Origin of the sequence: Bradyrhizobium sp. INPA03-11B (assembly GCF_040446015.1) — a bacterium.
Taxonomy (GTDB): Bacteria; Pseudomonadota; Alphaproteobacteria; order Rhizobiales; family Xanthobacteraceae; genus Bradyrhizobium; species Bradyrhizobium macuxiense_A.
This window is the reverse complement of record NZ_JASGSR010000004.1, coordinates 1-19,523: the sequence shown is the minus strand read 5'-3', so window position 1 is coordinate 19,523 and position 19,523 is coordinate 1. Positions and strand designations below refer to the sequence as shown.

At 64.5% G+C, this 19,523-nt stretch carries 17 protein-coding genes; 7 read left to right on the top strand and 10 right to left on the bottom strand.

Annotated elements, in window-relative coordinates:
- Positions 1-939, top strand: a complete 939-nt coding sequence (gene puuE / locus QMZ05_RS02540) for an allantoinase PuuE (protein WP_353699337.1) — start codon at positions 1-3, stop codon at positions 937-939.
- A gap of 196 nt (positions 940-1,135) precedes the next feature.
- Here the strand turns inward: puuE and QMZ05_RS02535 are convergent, their stop codons facing one another.
- Genes QMZ05_RS02535 through QMZ05_RS02515 form a run of 5 tightly spaced genes read right to left on the bottom strand, consistent with a single transcriptional unit; the run spans position 1,136 to position 6,507 of the window.
- Entirely contained in the window at positions 1,136-2,668 is a 1,533-nt protein-coding gene (locus QMZ05_RS02535) for an ABC transporter ATP-binding protein (protein ID WP_353699336.1), read from the bottom strand.
- Positions 2,665-3,348 (bottom strand): isochorismatase family cysteine hydrolase, encoded by a 684-nt coding sequence (locus QMZ05_RS02530; RefSeq protein ID WP_353699335.1) that lies wholly within the window; start codon positions 3,346-3,348, stop codon positions 2,665-2,667. Before QMZ05_RS02530 ends, QMZ05_RS02535 begins: the two co-directional genes overlap by 4 nt.
- Positions 3,349-3,363: 15 nt before the next feature.
- Positions 3,364-4,290: an ABC transporter permease gene (locus tag QMZ05_RS02525; RefSeq protein WP_353699334.1), complete on the bottom strand. Its 927-nt coding sequence runs from the start codon at positions 4,288-4,290 to the stop codon at positions 3,364-3,366.
- A 1-nt stretch (position 4,291) separates the two neighbouring features.
- On the bottom strand, positions 4,292-5,401 hold the full coding sequence (locus QMZ05_RS02520) for an ABC transporter permease (protein ID WP_353699333.1): 1,110 nt from the start codon (positions 5,399-5,401) through the stop codon (positions 4,292-4,294).
- Positions 5,398-6,507 (bottom strand): BMP family ABC transporter substrate-binding protein, encoded by a 1,110-nt coding sequence (locus QMZ05_RS02515; RefSeq protein ID WP_353699332.1) that lies wholly within the window; start codon positions 6,505-6,507, stop codon positions 5,398-5,400. Before QMZ05_RS02515 ends, QMZ05_RS02520 begins: the two co-directional genes overlap by 4 nt.
- A gap of 371 nt (positions 6,508-6,878) precedes the next feature.
- Here QMZ05_RS02515 and QMZ05_RS02510 point away from each other — a divergent pair, with 371 nt between their 5' ends.
- The 3 genes from QMZ05_RS02510 to QMZ05_RS02500 all read left to right on the top strand — a co-directional run bounded on the left by QMZ05_RS02510 (position 6,879) and on the right by QMZ05_RS02500 (position 9,904).
- The gene (locus QMZ05_RS02510) at positions 6,879-8,129 is read left to right on the top strand and encodes an allantoate amidohydrolase (RefSeq protein ID WP_353699331.1); all 1,251 of its coding nucleotides are present in this window, start codon (positions 6,879-6,881) and stop codon (positions 8,127-8,129) included.
- Positions 8,130-8,293: 164 nt separating this feature from the next.
- Complete coding sequence (locus QMZ05_RS02505) at positions 8,294-9,532, top strand: ATP-binding protein (protein WP_353699330.1); 1,239 nt, start codon at positions 8,294-8,296, stop codon at positions 9,530-9,532.
- A gap of 150 nt (positions 9,533-9,682) precedes the next feature.
- Positions 9,683-9,904, top strand: coding sequence for a hypothetical protein (locus tag QMZ05_RS02500; RefSeq protein ID WP_224942950.1), 222 nt, complete (start codon positions 9,683-9,685; stop codon positions 9,902-9,904).
- A 160-nt stretch (positions 9,905-10,064) separates the two neighbouring features.
- Here QMZ05_RS02500 and QMZ05_RS02495 read toward each other — a convergent pair whose 3' ends face one another.
- Positions 10,065-10,859, bottom strand: coding sequence for a hypothetical protein (locus QMZ05_RS02495; protein WP_353699329.1), 795 nt, complete (start codon positions 10,857-10,859; stop codon positions 10,065-10,067).
- Positions 10,860-11,060: 201 nt separating this feature from the next.
- Positions 11,061-11,993 carry a LysR family transcriptional regulator gene (locus tag QMZ05_RS02490; RefSeq protein ID WP_353699328.1) on the bottom strand — a complete coding sequence of 311 codons (933 nt, stop codon included), beginning with the start codon at positions 11,991-11,993 and terminating at the stop codon, positions 11,061-11,063.
- Between the two features lie 86 nt (positions 11,994-12,079).
- Here QMZ05_RS02490 and QMZ05_RS02485 point away from each other — a divergent pair, with 86 nt between their 5' ends.
- Positions 12,080-13,150 carry a putative sulfate exporter family transporter gene (locus QMZ05_RS02485; RefSeq protein WP_353699327.1) on the top strand — a complete coding sequence of 357 codons (1,071 nt, stop codon included), beginning with the start codon at positions 12,080-12,082 and terminating at the stop codon, positions 13,148-13,150.
- 117 nt (positions 13,151-13,267) lie between these two features.
- On the opposite strand, the gene QMZ05_RS02480 is transcribed toward QMZ05_RS02485, so the two are convergent.
- A complete protein-coding gene (locus tag QMZ05_RS02480; protein WP_353699326.1) occupies positions 13,268-14,281 on the bottom strand; it encodes a formamidase in 1,014 nt (337 codons plus the stop codon).
- 191 nt (positions 14,282-14,472) lie between these two features.
- On the opposite strand from QMZ05_RS02480, the gene QMZ05_RS02475 reads away from it, so the two are divergent.
- Positions 14,473-15,150: an isochorismatase family cysteine hydrolase gene (locus tag QMZ05_RS02475; protein ID WP_353699325.1), complete on the top strand. Its 678-nt coding sequence runs from the start codon at positions 14,473-14,475 to the stop codon at positions 15,148-15,150.
- 241 nt (positions 15,151-15,391) lie between these two features.
- Here QMZ05_RS02475 and QMZ05_RS02470 read toward each other — a convergent pair whose 3' ends face one another.
- Together QMZ05_RS02470 and QMZ05_RS02465 are read right to left on the bottom strand one after the other, a co-directional pair.
- Positions 15,392-16,363, bottom strand: coding sequence for a helix-turn-helix domain-containing protein (locus QMZ05_RS02470; RefSeq protein ID WP_353699324.1), 972 nt, complete (start codon positions 16,361-16,363; stop codon positions 15,392-15,394).
- Between the two features lie 484 nt (positions 16,364-16,847).
- Positions 16,848-17,399, bottom strand: coding sequence for a hypothetical protein (locus tag QMZ05_RS02465; protein ID WP_162240926.1), 552 nt, complete (start codon positions 17,397-17,399; stop codon positions 16,848-16,850).
- A gap of 88 nt (positions 17,400-17,487) precedes the next feature.
- On the opposite strand from QMZ05_RS02465, the gene QMZ05_RS02460 reads away from it, so the two are divergent.
- On the top strand, positions 17,488-19,353 hold the full coding sequence (locus QMZ05_RS02460) for an autotransporter domain-containing protein (protein WP_353699323.1): 1,866 nt from the start codon (positions 17,488-17,490) through the stop codon (positions 19,351-19,353).
- The last annotated feature ends 170 nt before the right edge of the window (positions 19,354-19,523 follow it).

Genomic DNA, 19,523 nt, shown 5'->3' with positions numbered 1-19,523 from the left:
GTGACCGAGGCCCGCTATCCGCGCGATCTCCGCGGCTACGGCCGCAACCCGCCGGATCCGAAATGGCCTGACGCTGCGCGCGTCGCCGTGCAGTTCGTGGTCAATTTCGAGGAGGGCGGCGAGAACAACATCCTGCACGGCGACCGCGCCTCGGAAGCGTTTCTGTCCGACGTGCTGGGCGCGCAACCCTGGGTCGGCCAGCGCCACGCCAACATCGAAACCATGTTCGAATATGGCTCGCGCGCCGGCTTCTGGCGGCTGTGGCGGATGTTCACCGAGCGGAAGTTGCCGACGACCGTGTTCGGCGTCGCGATGGCGCTGAAGCGCAATCCCGATGTCGTCGCCGCGATGCAGGAGGCAGGCTGGGACATTGCAAGCCACAGCCTGCGCTGGATCGAGCACAAGGACATGTCGGAGGACGAGGAGCGTGAGGAGATCGCGCGCGCCATTGCCGTGCACACCGAGGCCACCGGCGCGCGGCCGCTCGGCTGGTACACCGGCCGCTCCTCGATCAACACACTGCGGCTTCTGATGGAGGCCGGCGGCCTGCGCTATCTCTGTGATTCCTATGCCGACGATCTGCCGTACTGGATCAAGGCTGCCGGCACCGAGCCGCATCTCGTGATCCCCTACACGCTCGATGCCAACGACATGCGTTTCATTAACCCGCAGGGCTTTGGCGGCGGCGACGAGTTCTACACTTACCTGAAGGACAGCTTCGACGTGCTCTACGCCGAGGGCGCGACGCGACCCAAGATGATGTCGGTCGGCCTGCATTGCCGTGTGGTCGGCCGTCCCGGCCGCGCCGCCGCGCTGATGCGCTTTCTCGATTACATCGGGATGCACGAGCACGTCTGGGTGCCGACGCGGCTTGCGATCGCCGAGCACTGGCACGCCAATCTGAAGCATCTCGCCGATCAGGCGTTCGAGATCGGGTAGTCGCGTTAGCAGGCCGCAGCCTCTTCGCCTCGCCCCGCCTGCGGGGAGAGGCCGGAGCGCATGCAGCGAAGCGGAATGCGATCCGGGTGAGGGGGAGTCTCCGCGAGTCCGGCTGCCATCGAATATCTGGAGACAGCCCCTCACCCCAACCCTCTCCCCGCGAAGCGCGGGGAGAGGGAGCGCAATCCCGTCGTGGTCAATGTCCCGCCATGTGCCGGCCGATCTCGGTGAGGTCGGCCTCGCTGGCACGGGCCTCGTGCACGAACGCGCCGTGGAACATCACGACCAGCCGATCGGACAACTCCAGCAGTTCGTCGAGGTCTTCGCTGACCAAGAGCACCGCCGCGCCGCGGTTGCGCGCCGCCATGATCTCGGCATGGATCTGCGCCACCGCCGCGAAGTCGAGCCCAAAGCAGGGATTGGCCGCGATCAGCACCTCGACGTCGCCCGAGAGCTCGCGCGCCAGCACCGCGCGCTGCACATTGCCGCCCGATAGCGCTGCGATCGGTGTCTCCGGGGTGCGGGTCTTGATCTTGTAGCGGTTGATCTTGCGTTCGGCGTCGCTCCTGAACGCTTTGCCGTTCAACCACCAGCCGCCCCGCGCGAACGGTGCGCGATCGAACTCACGGAAGGCGATGTTGTCGGCGACGCTCATGCCGCCGACGCAGGCGTTCTTCAGCGGCTCCTCCGGCAGCAGCGACATCTTGTGGCGGCGCATCTCCTCGCGGCTTGCCGCATAGGTCTCGCCCTGGACGCGGATCACGCCGCTCTCGGCCTCGCGCTGGCCGGCCAGCACCTCGACCAGCTGGCGCTGGCCGTTGCCGGAGACGCCGGCGATGCCGACGATCTCGCCGCTTTTCACCGTCAGCGACACGCCGTGCACGGCAATCGCGCCGGCATCGTCAAGCGCAGTGAGCTTGTCGAGCTCGAGCCGCGCCGCGCCGGTCTCGCCGGTGCGCGGCGGCTGCACCGTCAACTGCTCGGCGCCGATCATGGTGCGGGCCATCTCGTCGGGCGTGAGATCGGCGACCCGGCCGGTGCCGGCGAGCTTGCCGCGGCGCAGGATCGTCACATCGTCGGCAAACGCCATCACCTCGCGGAACTTGTGCGTGATCATCAGGATGGTGAGTTCGCCTGCGACCACCATCGCGCGCAGCATGCCGAGCACCTCGTCGGCTTCGCCTGGCGTCAGCACCGAGGTCGGCTCGTCCAGGATCAGGAAGCGGCGCTTCAGATAGAGCTGCTTGAGGATCTCGCACTTCTGCCGTTCGCCGGCGGAGATGTCGGAGACCTTTGCATCGAGCGGCACCTTGAACGGCATCCGCGCCAGGAAAGCCTCGAGCTCCTTCTTCTCCTTGCGCCAGTCGACGACCGAAGGCACATCGTCGCGCGCCAGCACCAGGTTCTCGGCCACCGTCATCGCCGGCACCAGCGTGAAATGCTGGTAGACCATGCCGAGCCCGAGCGCATGCGCGTTCTTGGGATTGGCGATGCTCTGCTGACGGCCGCCGACGATGATGTCGCCTTCCGTGGCGTGGTAATAGCCCATGATGCATTTCACGAGCGTGCTCTTGCCCGCGCCGTTCTCGCCGAGCAAGGCGTGGAACGAACCGGGGCGTACCTTGAGCTCGACATTGTCGAGTGCGAGAAAATCGCCGAACCGCATCGTCATGGCGATGGCATCGACGCCGAACGCGCCTGACGGTGCGGGCGGTTCGCCGATGATCACGACAGCGCCCCGATCAGGTCGGCGGATTTGGTCACCGCGCCGAACACGCCGCCCTGCATCTTGATCATCTTCAGCGCGTGGTCGTGGTTGCTCCTGTCGGTCGCGCCGCAGCAATCCTCAACCAGCACGCATTCGAAGCCGCGGTCGTTGGCCTCACGCATCGTGGTGTGGACGCAGACGTCGGTGGTGATGCCGGTCAGCACGATGTTCTCGATGCCGCGCAGCCGCAGCATCAGCTCGAGATCGGTGGCGCAGAACGAGCCCTTGCCGGGCTTGTCGATAACCGGTTCGCCCGGCAGCGGCGCGAGATCGGGAATGATCTCCCAGCCCGGCTCGCCACGCACCAGGATTCGGCCGCAGGGACCGGGATCGCCGATGCCGGCGCCGATCTGCCGCGAGCGCCAGCGCTTGTTGGCGGGCAGGTCGGCCAAGTCAGCCCTGTGGCCTTCGCGGGTGTGGATGATGTGAAAACCCTGCGCGCGCATCACCGCGAGCAGCCTCTTGATCGGCTCGATCGGCGCGCGCGTGAGCGAGAGGTCGTAGCCCATCTTGTCGACATAGCCGCCGACGCCGCAGAAATCGGTCTGCATGTCGATGATGATGAGCGCGGTATTCGCTGGCCGCAGATCGCCATTGTAGGGCCAGGCGTAGGGCTCGGACTTGATGAAGCGCTCGGGCATGAATGATCTCGCGGTCTATCGGGTGATGGACAATTCGGCCGGCGCGCCGGTCAGCGTGCGCTTCGGCGAGCAGGTGATGATCATGATCGCCAGGGTCAGGATGTAGGGCGCGGCATTGAAGAGGTGATAGCCGGATGTGATGCCGACCGATTGCAGCGCGGGCCCGAGCGCGGCGGCGCCGCCGAAGGCGAGCGAGGCCCACAGGCACAACATCGGGTCCCAGCGTGCGAAGATGACAAGCGCCACCGCAGTGATGCCCTGTCCGGAGGACAGGCCCTCGTTCCAGCTGCCGGGATAGAACAGCGACAGGAATGAGCCGCCGATGCCGGCGAGGAATCCGCCAACCATGGTGGCGCGCAGCCGGATCAGCAACACCGAATGGCCCATCGCGCGCGCAGCGTCAGCGCTTTCGCCGGCGGTCCGGATCAAGAGGCCCCAGCGCGTCGTCCTGAAGGCCCAATAGAGCAGCGGCGCGATCGCAACGCCGATCAGGAACAGCACGTTGATGCGCAGCGCCGCGCGCAACTGCGGGATGTCGCTCCACCAGCCGAAATCGATCGCCGGCAGCCGCGCCGCGGTAGGCTCGATCAGCGGCTTGCCGAGGAAGAAGGCCAAACCAGTACCGAGCAGCATCAGCGCGATGCCGACCGCGATGTCGTTGACGCGCGGCAGCGAGCAGATGCCGGCATGTAGCGCGCCGAACAGGGCGCCGGTGATCCCGGCCGCCAGCACGGCAAGCCATGGCGAGCCGGAGAGATAGGAAATGCCATAGGCGCTCATCGCGCCCATCACCAGCGTGCCTTCGAGGCCGAGATTGATGCGGCCAGATCGCTCGGTGATGCACTCGCCGAGGCTGACGAACAAAAACGGCGTCGAAACGCGGATGGCGCCGCCGAACACGGCGAGCGGGACGGTCCAGAGCCCGAGCGAAGTATCCGCCATGTCAGGACTTTCCCTTCAGGAAACCGATGCGCCCGTAGAGCGCGTCGCTCGCCAGCACGAACACGAAGATGATGCCCTGCAGCACCAGCACCGAGGCGTCGGGCAGGCCGAGCCGCCGCTGCAACAGGCCGCCGGAGGCCGAGATGCCGCCGAGCAGGATCGCGACCGGAATGATCGCGAGCGGATTCTGCCGCGCCAGGAACGCAACGAGGATGCCGGTGAAGCCGTAGCCCGCGGCGAGGTTGGCATTGGTGCGGCCCTGCACGGCCGCGACCTCGATCATGCCGGCGAGGCCTGCGCAGCTGCCGGCGAGGAAGCAGACGGTCATGATCAGCTTGCCGACCGAAAGGCCTACGATCTTGGCGGCGCGGATGTTGCCGCCGGCGACGCGCGCGGCGAAGCCGAAGGTGGTGTGATAGATCAGGATGTAGGCGGCCACCGCCGCGACGAGGCCGAACACCAGGCCCCAATGCACGTCGGTGCCGGGAATGGTGCCGATCATGTTGGCGGCGCCGATCTCGCGCGTCGACGGCTTGTTGAGGCTCGCCGGATCGCGCATCGGCCCCTCGACCAGATGGTTCAGGATCGCGAGCGCGATATAGACCAGCAGCAGGCTCGAGATCGTCTCGTTGACGCCGCGATACTGCCGCAGACCGCCTGACAGCGTGATCCAGAGGCCGCCGCCGATCATGCCCGCGATCACCATCGCGATCTGCACCACGATCGGCGCCGCGCCCTGCAGCGCCAGCGCTGCCGATGTCCCCGACAGCGCGCCGATCAGGAGCGCGCCTTCGCCGCCGATGATCACCATGCCGAGTTGCGCCGGCAGCGCCGTGCACAGCGCGGTCAGGATCAAGGGCGCGGCGCGGGTCAGCGTGTTCTGCCAGGAGAACCAGGTGCCGAACGCGCCGTAATACATGTAGAAATAGAGGTCGAGCGGGTTCTTGCCGTAGAGCGCGATGAAGCCGCCGAACACCGCGAGCGCGCCGACCAGCGCCGCGCCCGGAATCAAAATGTACTCGACGCTCGCGCCGTAGCGCTGGAGGAAGCCGGGATCGGCGGCCGGAGCAACGCCGGCCGCCTCCACCGATTCCGCCGCCTCGGTCGTCACGCGGTGGCTCCGATCACGCCCTCGACCAGATAGTCCATCTTCTCGAGCTCGGGATCCTGCTGGCCGCGATCGGTGCCGGAAGCGATCACCGTCTTGCCCTTGTTGTCGACGAGCGGGCCCTTGAAGATCGTGTACTCGCCGGACATGAACTTGGCCTTGACGTCGTCGGCGTGCTTGCGCGCTTCCGCTGAGACCATCTCGCCATAGGGCGAGACCTTGACGATCTCTTCCTTGAGGCCGCCGCGATAGAAGTTCGGGATCGCTTCACCCGCCACGATCATCTTGACGAATTTCGGGTAGAGCGCCTCCCAATTCCATTCGGCGCCGGTGAGATAGGCTTTCGGCGCTAGCGGCGACTGGTTGACGTGATAGCCGCACACCATCGCGCCGCGGCGCGCGGCGTTCTCGACCATCGTCTTCGGTCCGTCGACATGACAGGTCAGTACATCGACGCCCTGGTCGATCAGGCTGTTGGTCGCCTCGGCTTCCTTGACCGGCATCGACCAGTCGCCGGTGAAGATCACCTGCGTCGTCGCCTTCGGATTGGCGAGCCGGGCGCCGAGCGTGAAGGCGTTGATGTTGCGCAGCACCTGCGGGATCGGCTTGGCCGCGACGAAGCCGAGCTTGCCGCTCTTGGTCGAATAGCCGGCGACGATGCCGGAGATGTATTGCGCCTCGTCGATGTAGCCGAAATAGCTGCCGGCGTTCTTCGGGTCCTTGTCCGACCAGAGCCCGCCGCAATGCTCGAAGTGCAGCTTCGGAAACTTGCCCGCCATCTTGACGACGTGCGGATTGTAGTAGCCGAACGAGGTCGGAAACAGCAGCGTGGCGCCGTCGAGAGTGACCATGGACTCGATGGTCTTCTCGACCGCATCGGTCTCAGCCACCTTCTCTTCCTCGACCACCTTGATGCCGGGAAGCTTCTTCACCGCCGCCGCGCCCTGGGCATGGGCCTGGTTGTAGCCGTAGTCGTCGCGCGACCCGACATAGATGAAGCCGACCGTGGTTTCCGCCGCCGCCGCGCCGCGAATGCCGAGCGTGCTGCCGAGCGCCAATGCCGCGCTTCCCTGCAATAAATGCCTTCTTGAAATCCTGCCAAAATCCATCGCCTGCTCCCTCCGGCGGGACCGGCCCGCCTGTCCTTGTCGCAGCCGCCGTAACGACGGCGCTTGACGAAGTGTCGCAAGCTTCGTGCCAGAGCACGTTTGGCGATCATGGTTCCGTAAGCATCTGAATATGCGGGCGAATGGCTGCCGGGATGACAGGGAGAGGGAGCCAGGTGAGATTAGACTGCCTATTTTATAAGCGATTGATCTCTGTTGTATGCAATGCCGTTAAGCAACCGCTAACCGCCGAGCGGCCGATGCGCGCCCGGCCGGGACGTCGCGGAAGGCGCCATTTGCCGGCTGGTGAATCGGACCGGGCCTGCTACGAGTGAAGCGGGCTCGGGCGCCGGGTTGGACCGATGGGAAACAGCATGAGCGAGAAGAATCCGTCTCCGCTTGGCGCCGAGATCGTGGCGCGGATCAATCAGCTCGCGGCGATCTCGGAGACGCCGGAGCATCTGGCGCGCATCTTCCTCACCGAGGAGCACCGCAAGGCGGCCGATCTCATCCTGTCCTGGATGCGCGAGGCCGGCATGAGCGCGCATCTCGATGCTATCGGCAATGTCTGCGGCCGCTACGAGGGCGAGCGGGCGGGCCTGCCGGCGCTGATGCTCGGCTCGCATTACGACACCGTGCGCGACGCCGGCCGATGGGACGGCCCGCTCGGCGTCATCACCGCGATCGCCTGCGTCGCCGATTTGAATCGGCGCGGCAAGCGATTGCCGTTCGCGATCGAGATCGTGGGCTTCGCCGACGAGGAGGGCGTGCGCTTCGCCTCGACCTTGCTCGGCAGCCGCGCGGTGGCCGGCACGTTCGACGAGAGCGTGCTCAATACGCGCGATCGCACCGGCACCACGATGCGCGATGCGCTGATCGCCTTCGGGCTCGATCCCGATCATATCGGCAAGGCGGCGCGCGCCCGCCGCGAATTGCTCGGCTATGTCGAACTGCACATCGAGCAGGGGCCGGTGCTGGAAGAGAAGGCGCTGCCGGTCGGCGTCGTGACCGCAATTTCAGGTGCGACGCGGCTCGCCGCCAATCTCACCGGCTTTGCCGGCCATGCCGGCACCGTGCCGATGCCGCTGCGGCGCGATGCGCTGACCGGTGCCGCCGAATGCATCGTTGCGATCGAGCAATTCTGCAGGAGCGATGAAGCCGGCCTCGTCGGCACCGTCGGCTACATCAGCGCCATGCCCGGCGCCACCAATGTGATCCCGGGCAAGGTGTCCTTCACGATGGACATCCGCTCGCAGAGCGACATGCATCGCAAGCGCGCCGTCGCCGAGATTGTCCGGCAGATCGAGGCGATCGCAAAGCGACGCGAGCTCGCCTTGCAGATCGACGTCACCCATGAGAACCGCAGCGTGCCCTGCGCGCCCTGGCTGAAGACGCAGATCGCTGCGGCCGTCGCTGCCGAGGGCCATGCCGTGTTCGAGCTGCCGAGCGGGGCAGGGCATGACGGCATGGCGATGGTCGATGTCGCCGATATCGGCATGATCTTCGTGCGCTGCCGCGGCGGGATCAGCCATAATCCGGCCGAGCATGTCGAGCTCGCCGACGCCGACACCGGGGCGCGGGTGCTGCTGCGCTTCATCGAGAATTTCGAACGCACGGTGCAGTGAATATGTGAAGGCGCCGCGCCTGGTGCCCGCGAGGCACCAGTCCTGCGTCCGCGGTCGCCGACCCGTGCCGAATCTGGACAGAGCTGACCGCCACTGCCGGCTTGGCTGCGCCTATTGCGGGAACATCGTGAACGGCTAAACTTGGCGTCAACGGGGGGAAGGACATGCGGTCGTCCGTCGTCCACGACGTTCAGTTCCCAAAACAACCGGCGCTGCAGCTGATCTATGACACTGCACCGATCGGCCTTGCCTACCTCTCTCCCGACTGCCGTTATCTCCAAATCAACCAGCGGCTCACCGAGATCTGCGGGATCTCGGTCGAAGGCCATCTCGGACGCACCGTGCATGATTGCGTGCCCGCGCTGGCCACCGCGGTCGAAGGTATCGTTCGCTCGATCATGGAAACCGGCGAGCCGGTGACCGGCGTAGAGGTGTACGGCCAGCGCCCGGGTCACAATGACGAGCGCTGCTGGATTACGCATTGGCACCCGCAGCGCGAGCCGAACGGGAGCATCGTCGGGGTCAACGTCGCGGCCGAGGAGATCACCGATCGCAAACGCAGCGAGCGCGAGATCCGTGCCGCGCGCGATGCCGCCGAGAAGGCCTTGCACCATCTGCAGGAGACCCAGGCGTCGCTGATCGAGGCGGAGAAGCTTGCGGCGCTCGGCCGGCTGGTGGCCGGCGTCGCGCATGAGATCAACAGCCCGGTCGGCACCAGCCTCACGGTCGCCTCGGTGCTGGAACAGAAATGCGCCGACTTCGCCGCCGAGGCTGCGCGCGGCAAGCTGAAGCGCTCGAGCCTCAGCGATTTCATCGAGGTCGTCGAGAGTGCGTCGTCGCTATTGGTCGGCAACCTCAAGCGCGCAGCGGACCTGGTGCAGTCATTCAAGCAGGTGGCGGTCGATCGCAGTTATTTCGATCGCAGCGGGTTCGATCTCGGCGAGGTGACCGAACAGGTGCTTTCGAAGCTGCGTCCGGCGTTGCCGAAGAACAATCTGGCGCTCGAGGTCGATTGTCCGTCGGGTCTCGTGATGAACAGCTATCCCGGCCCCTGGGGCCAGGCGCTGACAAACCTGTTCGTCAATTCGGTGGTGCACGCGTTTCCGGACGGCAAGGGCGGCACCATCACGATCCGGCTGCGGGCGTCGAGCGCGGACCAGGTCGAGATCCTGTTCGCTGACGATGGCTGCGGGATGGACCGTGACGTGCTGCGGCAGGCGTTCGATCCCTTCTTCACCACGCGCCGCGATATTGGCCGGATCGGGCTTGGCCTGCACATCGTGCACAACATCGTCACGAACCGGCTGGGCGGAGAGCTCCATCTCGATAGCGCCCCGGGCATGGGGACGCGCGTGCGCATCACCCTGCCGCGCGTGGCGCCGCAGCGCGGGACGGATAGCTGACGCCGGATCGGGGGGGTCGAGAAGGAAATACTCCCTGCCTTTCGGACCGGAAAACGTCCTTCCAAGGTACCGCCGCAAAAGGCATTCTGCTACCCTTGCGTCCGCCCCCGCCGTCGCGACATTCTGCGGGTAGTCCAGATGGTTACGACGATGAGCCAATCCGCATTCGATCCCTTCGGTGAGCCGGTCCCCGCAGTCGATTCTTCGGCCGCGAGCGAGGGCGTGTCGAAATGGCTGAAGACCGCGGGCACCAGCGTGTTCTGGGTGCTGGTGGTCGGCATCGTGCTGGCGCGCGCCGTCTATTTCGAGCCGGGCGTGTTCAGCTTCGAGCATGCCGTTGCGTGGGCGCAGGGTCTGTTCGCCGCGCTCTGAGGCGGGATGAGTCTTGGTCTCGGTTCGCCTCTCGGATGAGGGCTCTTGCTCTCTCGACAGACCGTAACTCATCAACCGATTTGCTGCGCAAATCTACCTCTCCCTAGGGAGAGGTGTCGGCTAAGGGCCAGTGACGCTTCGTTAAACCAGGCGGCAGCGGTTAGCGCAAATTATCCCGAGTTGGTCCTTCACCCTTCGCTTCGTTTTGCAACCTCAGACGGTCGGTGTCGCTTAGCGGATCTTTTGATGCAACGAACTGCGGGCTTTCGGTTCGTTCAGGTAAAATTGGCGTGTCCGAAATCGTGCTCACGAAGCTTGTTTTGAGGATCGCAGGAGCAACCTTGTTGAGCTGGTCTTCCGGTACAGCATCATCGGCTTCTGCTATTGCGGAAACGATCCTAATATGCTCGTCGAGATTCAAAGTGGCGACGTTATTCCGAAAGAACAGTCCACGCCAACTGGTAGGCTTATCCGCACTATCGATTAGGAATGCATCAAATCTAACGCTGCGGCCATCGAAGTCGTTGGGGATTGATCGATGGATACCAAAACACCTCGCCGCGATATCAACCTTTCGGTGTTCTTGCATCGCAACGCTATAGTTAACGTCGCCGCTGCCATGTCTCGTCTCAAACATTTTGAAAGCCTTCTGACACATTCCCATCTCAATCAGAATGAGCCGATTGTCCGCCAGTCTAAACGAAAGCATCGTTCCGCTTAGACGAGGGCAGCCTCCCTTATTCACCTCTTCAACCCACTGGGCCGACCGGGTCAACTGATTGACTGCGCTCGAAGTGTATTGCCTCCCTCCGACTTCGAGAGTGACGGTTTCGCGATACGCAAAATCATAAGTGCAAAGCGGGTTGAACGCATTCGGCGGGCTGTGCTCATAGAAAATGAAACCAGCTGCGGAGGCCACCAAGCCCGCAAGCGTCCAAATGAGCAATTTCTTCATGCTGTGGCTGCTAGTGGATTTCGTATCATTGAAGGGTCGTTAGACCGTCGCTTTGGTTGCATTAAAAGTTCCAAACAACTCTTAACGCAGATCGATGATTACAGTAGGCGGGACGGACTTCCGCTTCGGGCCACAAGACTATATTGCTTGGGTCGGATCGCGTCTCCGCTTCGCCCCCGAAAAGCGGGCGTCACCCTGGTCTCATCGCGCTCTAGCCGCAGGTATCCGCGGCGCCGTCTTCGCCGCCTGCTTTTCCCGAATGATCCCCTCGAACGCGACCGCCGCCGGCACGTCGAGCCGGCCGGGCGATCTCAATTGCCAGAGCGTGCGTTCGATATGGACGCCCTTGATCGGGATCACCTTCAGCTTTCCAAGCTTGATCTGATCATCGATCGTCGCGATCGACACGATGGCGACGCCGACACCTGATGCCACGGCCTGCTTGATCGCCTCGGTGCTGCCGATCTCGAGCGTGCGCTGCGGCTCGACGCGGTGGGCGGCGAGCGCTTGCGCTACCACCTCGCGCGTGCCCGAGCCGGGCTCGCGCACGATCAGGATCTCGTCGTTGAGCAGGCGGACGTCGATCGGGCCTGCGGTGGCCGCGAAGCGGTGATCAGGGCCTGCAATCAGCACCATCACGTCGGTGCGCCAGGCGTCGCTGGTCAGGTTCTCGTCCTCGACCGGCCCCTCGACCAGCGCGATCTCGATCTCATGTCCCAGCATCAGCGCCGCGATATCGCTGGTGTTGGCGCTCACCACATGCAGGTCGATGCCGGGAAAGGCGCGGTGGAATACGCCGAGATATTCCGGGATCATATAGGTCGCGATCGTCGTGCTGGCGCCGAGCCGCAGCGAGCCGCTGTCGAGGTTGCGCAGCGCCTGCAACTCGTCCTCGGCGGCGCGCTCGGCCGCGAACAGGGTCTCGGCATGGCGGGCCAGCGCCGCGCCCTCCCGGGTCGGCCGCACCCCCTTTGGCGTACGGTCGAGCAGCCGGCAGCCGACCTGCAGCTCGAAATCCCGCACCCCCTTGGAGATCGCTGGCTGGCTGATGTGCAGGAGGTCGGCGGCGCGGGAGAAACTTCCGGTCCTCGCCACGGCCGCGAACAGGCGGAGCAGATGCAGGTTGAGGGACATAACTTCTCTCTATCGGGGCAGTCCGAAAAGATATTAGCCAAGAGGCCCGCCCTGGCGCATAAAATCTTCTCCGAAAAGAGGATTTCGTGCCGGAACAAGAACAAGATCAGGGGCAGAAGCAGGGGGTGCTGAAGGGCATCATCCTGCTCATTCCGGGCATTCTGCTGTGTGGCGTGGTCACGGTCATCTCGCTCGGTATTCAGGCTGCCGAGGAGCGGGTTTTCGACCATCCCTATATCGAGGCCCTGGTGGTCGCGATCCTGCTCGGGATGGCGGTGCGCACCGCCTGGGAACCGTCGGAGCGCTGGTGCTCGGGCATTGCCTTCAGTGCGAAGCAACTGCTCGAGGTCGCGGTGATGCTGCTCGGCGCGTCCATCAGCTTCGCCGCGATCCTGGCGTCGGGCTGGCTCCTGATCGGCGCCATCGCCGCGACCGTCGTGATCATGCTGGCGGTGAGCTATGGCCTCGCCCGCCTGCTCGGGCTCAAGACCAAGCTCGCGATCCTGATCGCCTGCGGCAATTCGATCTGCGGTAATTCCGCGATCGCCGCGGTGGCGCCGGTGATCGAGGCCGATGGCGACGACATCGCCTCCTCGATCTCGTTCACCGCCATTCTCGGCGTGCTGATGGTGCTCGGCCTGCCGCTGCTGATCCCGCTCTTGAAGCTGACGGCGACGCAATACGGCATCCTCGCCGGGCTCACGGTCTATGCCGTGCCCCAGGTGCTGGCGGCGACCGTGCCGGCCGGCATCGTCTCGACCCAGATCGGCACCCTGGTGAAGCTGGTGCGCGTCCTGATGCTGGGCCCGATCGTGGTCGGCCTCTCGCTGTTCGTGGCGCGGCGGCGCAAGGCCGGGCCGGCTAAGGAAGGCGCTGCAAAGGCCGCCTCGATCAGCCCGTTCAAGCTGGTGCCCTGGTTCATCATCGGCTTCCTGGTGCTGGCCGCGCTGCGCTCGTTCCAGCTGGTGCCCGACATCGCGATCGCGCCGGTGACGAAGACGGCGGCGATCCTCACCGTCGTCTCGATGGCGGCGCTCGGGCTCGGCGTCGATGTGCGCGTGCTCTCGACCGTCGGCGGCCGGGTGACGGCCGCGGTCACGCTGTCGCTGATGCTGCTCTTGGGCCTGAGCATCGGCCTCGTGCACTTCTTCAAGTAGAGCATGATCCGGAAAAGTGTGTAGCGGTTTTCCGAAGAGATCATGCTCAAATCGAACGGCTGGAGCGGGATGACGGTTCGAAGAACAGGCATCCCGCTTGAGCCGCCGGCCGCCCGGCTACTCGGCGGCCTTCGCGGTGTTACCGAACATCCGCGTCGGTGCGGGAAAGCCGCAAGACGTGCCGTCGGTGATCTTGACCTGGTCTTCCCAGGGCAGGCGGAAGCGGCCGGACACCATGTCCTGCATGAAGGTGTAGGGGCAATCCATCGCGCCGCCTTTCACCGCGACATAGCCGCGGTGCCAGAGCTGATAGATGTTGTTCTCGACGCCCCAGTTGATCCGCGCCTCGCGCACGAGGTCGGGCCGCACCTCGGCGGTGATGATCTCGTCGGCCCGTCCGGTGGTCCCGTGCGCGATGATGCTGCCGTCGAAATTGACGATCATGCCTTCGCCCATCGAGTCGAACGACCCATCCGAGCCGCACATGCAGACATTGGCCGTCACCATCAGGTTCTGGAATGCGTTGGCCTGGTTGGTGAAGCGCCAGCTGTCGCGGATCGGCGCGGTGTAGCCCGCGGTGCGGATCATGATCTCCGCGCCTTTGTAGGCGCATTCGCGCGCCATTTCCGGGAACATGCCGTCATGGCAGATGATCAGTGCGATCCTGGCGCCTTTCGGCCCGTCGATCACGGGAATGCCGATGTCGCCCGGCTCCCATGGCTCGACCGGAATCCAGGGATGGAATTTGCGGTAGTACAGCTTGATCTCGCCGTGATCGTCGATGATCAGCCCTGAATTGTAGGGATTGCCGTGCGGGTTGAACTCCATGATCGAGAAGCAGCCCCAGATATTGTTGTCGATGCAGGCCTGCTTGAAGGCCGCGACTTCGGGCCCGTCGAGGCGGCACATGATCTCCGGATTGGTATCCATCGAGAGGCCGTGCAGCGAATATTCGGGGAACACGACAAGATCCATGGTCGCAAGGTTGCGCCGCGCCTTGCCGACCATCCAGACGATGCGCTCGGTCTGTCGTGTCAGATCGGCCTTGGTCGCAACCACGGGCAGCTGCAGCTGCACCAGTCCGATCACGACGCCATTGGGTGATTTGTTGAGGCCGCCAAGTCCATTCATGCCTGTCCTCCCGCCTATTTTGAAATGGGCTGTCATGTCGCGAACGATGATCTTCGTTCGGTCGGGCTCCCGGCTAGCAACGATCATGCCAGCAGGATCGGACGATCGGCAAATCAGCTGCCGGTGATTGCGCAGTGGCACGCGGTTTGCTTAATCAAGCGCGGATCTTCTCGCATTCGGGGGCGTGCGTCATGGCGAATTCAGGCGGGACAATCGCGGCGGAGCCGGCGCCGATCACGCTCGACTGGAGTAAGACCGCGCTCGTCATCATCGACATGCAGCGCGATTTCATGGAGCCCGGCGGCTTCGGCGAGACGCTCGGCAATGACGTTAGCCAACTCGCGCGCGCGGTGCAGCCGATCGCCGCGGTGCTCGCGGCGGTGCGCGACGCCGGGCTGCTCGTGGTCCATACCCGCGAGGGTCATCTGCCCGATCTCTCCGACGCGCCGCCGGCGAAGGTCGAGCGTGGCGCGCCCTCACTTCGGATCGGCGATCCCGGACCGATGGGGCGGATCCTGATCCGTGGTGAAGCGGGGCACGACATCATCCCCGAGCTCTATCCGCTCGAGAGCGAGATCGTGATCGACAAGCCCGGCAAGGGCGCGTTCTACGCCACCGAATTCGGCGACATTCTCCAGAAGTACGGCATCGAGAATCTGCTGGTCTGCGGCGTCACCACCGAGGTCTGCGTCAACACCACGGTGCGCGAGGCCAACGACCGCGGCTACCGCTGCGTCGTGATCTCAGACGGCTGCGCGTCCTACTTCCCGGAATTCCACGAGATGGGCCTGAAGATGATCAAGGCCCAGGGAGGCATTTTTGGTTGGGTCACCGATTCAGCCGCGGTGCTGGAGGCGCTCGCTGCGTAGCTAGAGCATGATCCGGAAAAGTGTGAAGCGGTTTTCCGAAAAGATCATGCGAAGCAAGAATCTAAAGCGCGATGACGATTCAAACTCATCTCATCGCGCTTTAGTGCTCCATGATTCCGAAGTTCGGATGAGAGTGAGCCGCATGTGCTTACGAACCTCGGAATCGAAACGCCATCCACTGCGCAACGAAGAGCCAACGCGCGATAACGATTCGATCCGTACCGATCGCGGCCTAACGCGTTCAACGCCGCATCGTGGCGCGGACGTCGGAGGGCGTCGCGCCGTAGCGGCGGCGGAACGCGCGGTTGAAATAGGACAGATCGCCGAAGCCGGCTTCGAACGCGATGCTGCTGATGTTGCGATCGCCCCAGCGCGGATCGGTCAGCAGCCGATGGCTCTGCGTCAGGCGGGCGTCGAGGACGAATTCGGTGAAGCTCGTTCCCTCGTCGGCGAACAGGCGCTGAAGATTGCGCGGCGAGAGATTCCGACGCGCCGCGACGGTGACCAGCGTGAGGTCGGGATCAGAGCAATGCGCATGGATGTCGGCTTTGGCGGCGGCAAGCCGCGCGGCGCGCAAGCCCCGGTCCTTCGCCACAGCCGCCCCGTCGCGGGTGGCGCCGATCACCAACGCCGCGAGGTCGTAGATGTGGGTGACGACGACTTGCCGTAGTTCGGGTGTCGACATCGGACCCATGCGGATCAGTTTTTGGAGATAGTAGGTAAGCAGTTTAACGGCTTCGGTATCGCGCGGCACCGGGCGCATGAGCGCATCTTCGGGATATGACACGAGCTGCGTAAGCGCGTTGCGCCGCAACCGCAGACTGAGGAAGCGCGCGAATGACGGACAGATGCTCACCCACGGCTCCGCGGTCGACATCAGGATGGCATCGCCGGCAGCGCCGGTGACCTCGCGGCCCCGGTGCGTTAAGACGGGCGCGCCGCTCAGCGAGATGCGAAGCATGAGGTGGTCGGTGCCGTCGAGCAGTTCGTGCGTCACGGCAGTGCGTAGATTGCCGAGGGTCCAGGATCCAAAGCACAGCTCGGGCAGGGCGTGCGCCGTCGCCTCGGCGTGGAACGGCCCGTCATGCAACGGCATCGTGTCGAATTGAAAGACGCGGCGTCCGATCGCTTCGCGCCATATCGCGAGCCGGTTCTGCGCCGGCCATTCGGCGGTCGAAAATCGGAGCGTCGTGGGCTCTGGGGGCTCTGACATCATGGGCTCGTAGGCGTATATGTTCTGATCTGTGTTGCCCTATTGTAGCACCAGGTTCAAAAATCAAGGCTGTCGTCTCAGTCCAAGTCCGTGACACCCCAGCCCAAGCGGGCTCATCCGGCCATCCCTACACGTCGTATCCCTAGGAGTCGACGAGGGAGTTTGGGGTGCAGGTCTCAGAACAGGACAGGACGCCGGCCGGCGCGATTGTTCCATGCCGGATCGGCGTGCGCGCGGGTTCGATGGCCCGCGTCATGCTCTGGCCGCTGCTGCTCGGCGCAATCCTGATGCCGCGGACAGGCGAGGCGCAGGACGCGACATGGAGCGCCCATCCTGTCTCGAACGACTGGACCGATTCCGCCAACTGGAGTTCCAACTTCCCGCCGACGGGGACGGCGACTTTCGGCGCCTCCAGCCAAACCGCGATCACGGCTCCGGGAATAGTCTCGGTCGGGACGATTGTGTTGAACAGCGATGCGCCGGCCTACAGGTTCAGTGTGGGCCTGACGTTTACCGGCCGGGGAATCGTCAACAAATCAGGCTCTGCTCCGGTTTTCGACAATGGAGTTGGCTTTAGTAACGCCAGTTCGGCCGGTAACGCCATCATCAACACGACTTCTGGCGGGGCCTTTTTCAACAACACCAGCACCGCGGCCAATGCCACGATCAACAACGCCGGCACCGTTCTCTTTGCGGACAGCAGCTCGGCCGGCAACGCCACTATCAACAGTCTCAATTCTATTATTGCCGAGATACATTTTTCCAACACCAGCTCGGCTGGCAACGCCCATATCAGCAACGGCTTCTCTCTGACCTTTGACGACCATAGCACGGCGGCCAACGCCATCATTGCCAACCCTCGCGGCGGTGACGTGATTTTCGCCGCCAGCAGCACGGCTGCTAACGCAAGCATCACCAACAACGAAATTGTGAATTTTGAATTTTCCAGTACCGCCGCCAATGCCAGCATCACGAACTTCGGCAACGGCAGGCTCTTTTTTGGTGATGCCAGCAGCGCCGGCAATGCGACGATCATCAACAACGCCGGTGGGCTGACATTCTTTAGCGCTCAATCCACTGGCGGTAATGCGCGTTTCATCAACAACGCGGGCGGCGTGTTCGACATGTCGCACTTGGCAAGCGCCGGCACAACAGCCGGCTCGATCGAGGGGGCGGGATCGTTTGTCCTTGGCGGCAAGACGCTCACTGTCGGCTCCAACAATCTCTCCACGGAAGTGTCCGGCGTCATCAGCGGCACCGGCGGCAGCCTTACCAAGGTCGGCACCGGCGCGCTGACGCTGTCAGGTAGTAACAGCTACACGGGCGCAACGGTGGTGAGTGGCGGAACACTCGCGGTCAATGGCTCGATCGCGCAATCCGCGGTAAGCGTCAACGGCGGCGGCACGCTCGCCGGCGCCGGCACCGTCGGCGCGACCACGATCGCCGGCGGCGGTACGGTCTCGCCTGGCGGTGGCGTGGGTGGTGCGATCGGCACGCTCCATATTGCCGGCAGCTTGGCTATGCTGCCGGGTGCCATCTACGCGCTCGACCTCAACGCGGCCGGACGGAGCGACAGGATCGTTGCGAGTGGAGCAGCCAGTCTTTCCGGCGGAACCGTGCGGCTGGCGTCGGTGAACAGTTTCCTCCTCAACACGCCCTACACGATCCTGACCGCAGCGGGAGGAAGGACCGGCACGTTCTCGGGCTTGATGTCCGGCACCAGCAGCTTCGCCTTCATCGCGCCCAGCCTGACCTACGATGCAAACGACGTGTTCCTGACGTTTGCACGCAACAATGTGCGCTTTGCGAGCGTAGCGCAAACGCGCAACCAGATCGCGACGGGGGCCGGGTTAGACGGCCTCGGCCGCGGGCCGGCGTTCAACGCGCTCGCCTTCAGCACGACGCCGGCGCAGGCGCGCTTCGCGTTCGACCAGCTCTCCGGCGAGCTGCACGCGAGCGCGGCGGGCGCGATGCTCGATGAGTCGCGAGACGTCCGTGACGCCGTGATCGGTCGACTGCGGCAGCCTTTCGGCAGCGCGGACGGACCGTCTGCGGCGCTCGCCGGCATCGGTCCTCAGGCCGTCGCGATCGACGGCAGCGGCGCCTTGGCCTACGCGGCCGAACCGGCCTTCAAGGCCGCGCCGAAATTTTTGCCGCAGGAGAGCGTGATGACCGCCTGGGCGCAAGCCGTCGGCGATTGGGGGCACAATGGCAGCGACGGCAATGCCGCCGCGCTCAGGCGTGAGACCGGCGGCGTCATCTCCGGTGTCGACGCCACCTTCGACGCGCGTTGGCGGGCCGGCTTTGCCGGCGGCTACACCCAGTCCTTGCTGCATGTCGATGACCGCCGCTCGGCCGCCACCATCAACAACTATCACCTCGCGCTCTACGGCGGCGGGCAGCTCGACGCCTGGGCTCTGCGCGGCGGCGCCGCCTTCACCGCGCACAGCATCGATACCAACCGCGCGATCGTGTTTCCCGGCTTCTTGGACGCCGCCAAGGCGAGCTACGACGCCCACACCGCCCAAGTGTTCGGCGAGATCGGCCGCGGCTTCGCACTCGGCCGTGTCGCGCTCGAGCCGTTCGCGGGGCTTGCCTATGTGCACCTCGACACCGGCCATTTTGCCGAGACCGGCAGCGCGGCGCTGAGCGGCGGCGGCGGCGCCTTGGCTACCGCCTTCACCACGCTCGGGCTGCGCGGCGAGGGCGCGGTAGCGCTGGCTGACGGCAAGCCGCTGACGGTGCGCGGCACGCTCGGCTGGCGGCACGCGTTCGGCGATGTGAGGCCGGAAACGCTGCTGGCGTTTTCCGGCGGTGGGACACCGTTTACGGTTGCCGGCGTGCCGATCGCGCGCGATGCGTTGCTGGTCGAAGCGGGTCTCGGCTTCAACCTAGCGCGCAATGCTAGCGTTGGCCTCATCTATTCGGGACAGCTTGCGCGTGATTCGCACGATCACACCGCCAAGGGCGAGATCAACTGGAAATTCTAGAGCGTTTTCGAGCGAAGTGGACACCGGTTCGCGTGAAGCGGCAAAACAAGAATCTAAGGCCCCGTTCCGATTCCATCGGAACGGAAATGGCCCTAGGTGGTGTGGACTCTAAGGATTCCCTTTTGAGAGCAAATCAGATTCAAGGCTTCTTTTGGGAGGCAGTCTTGGGT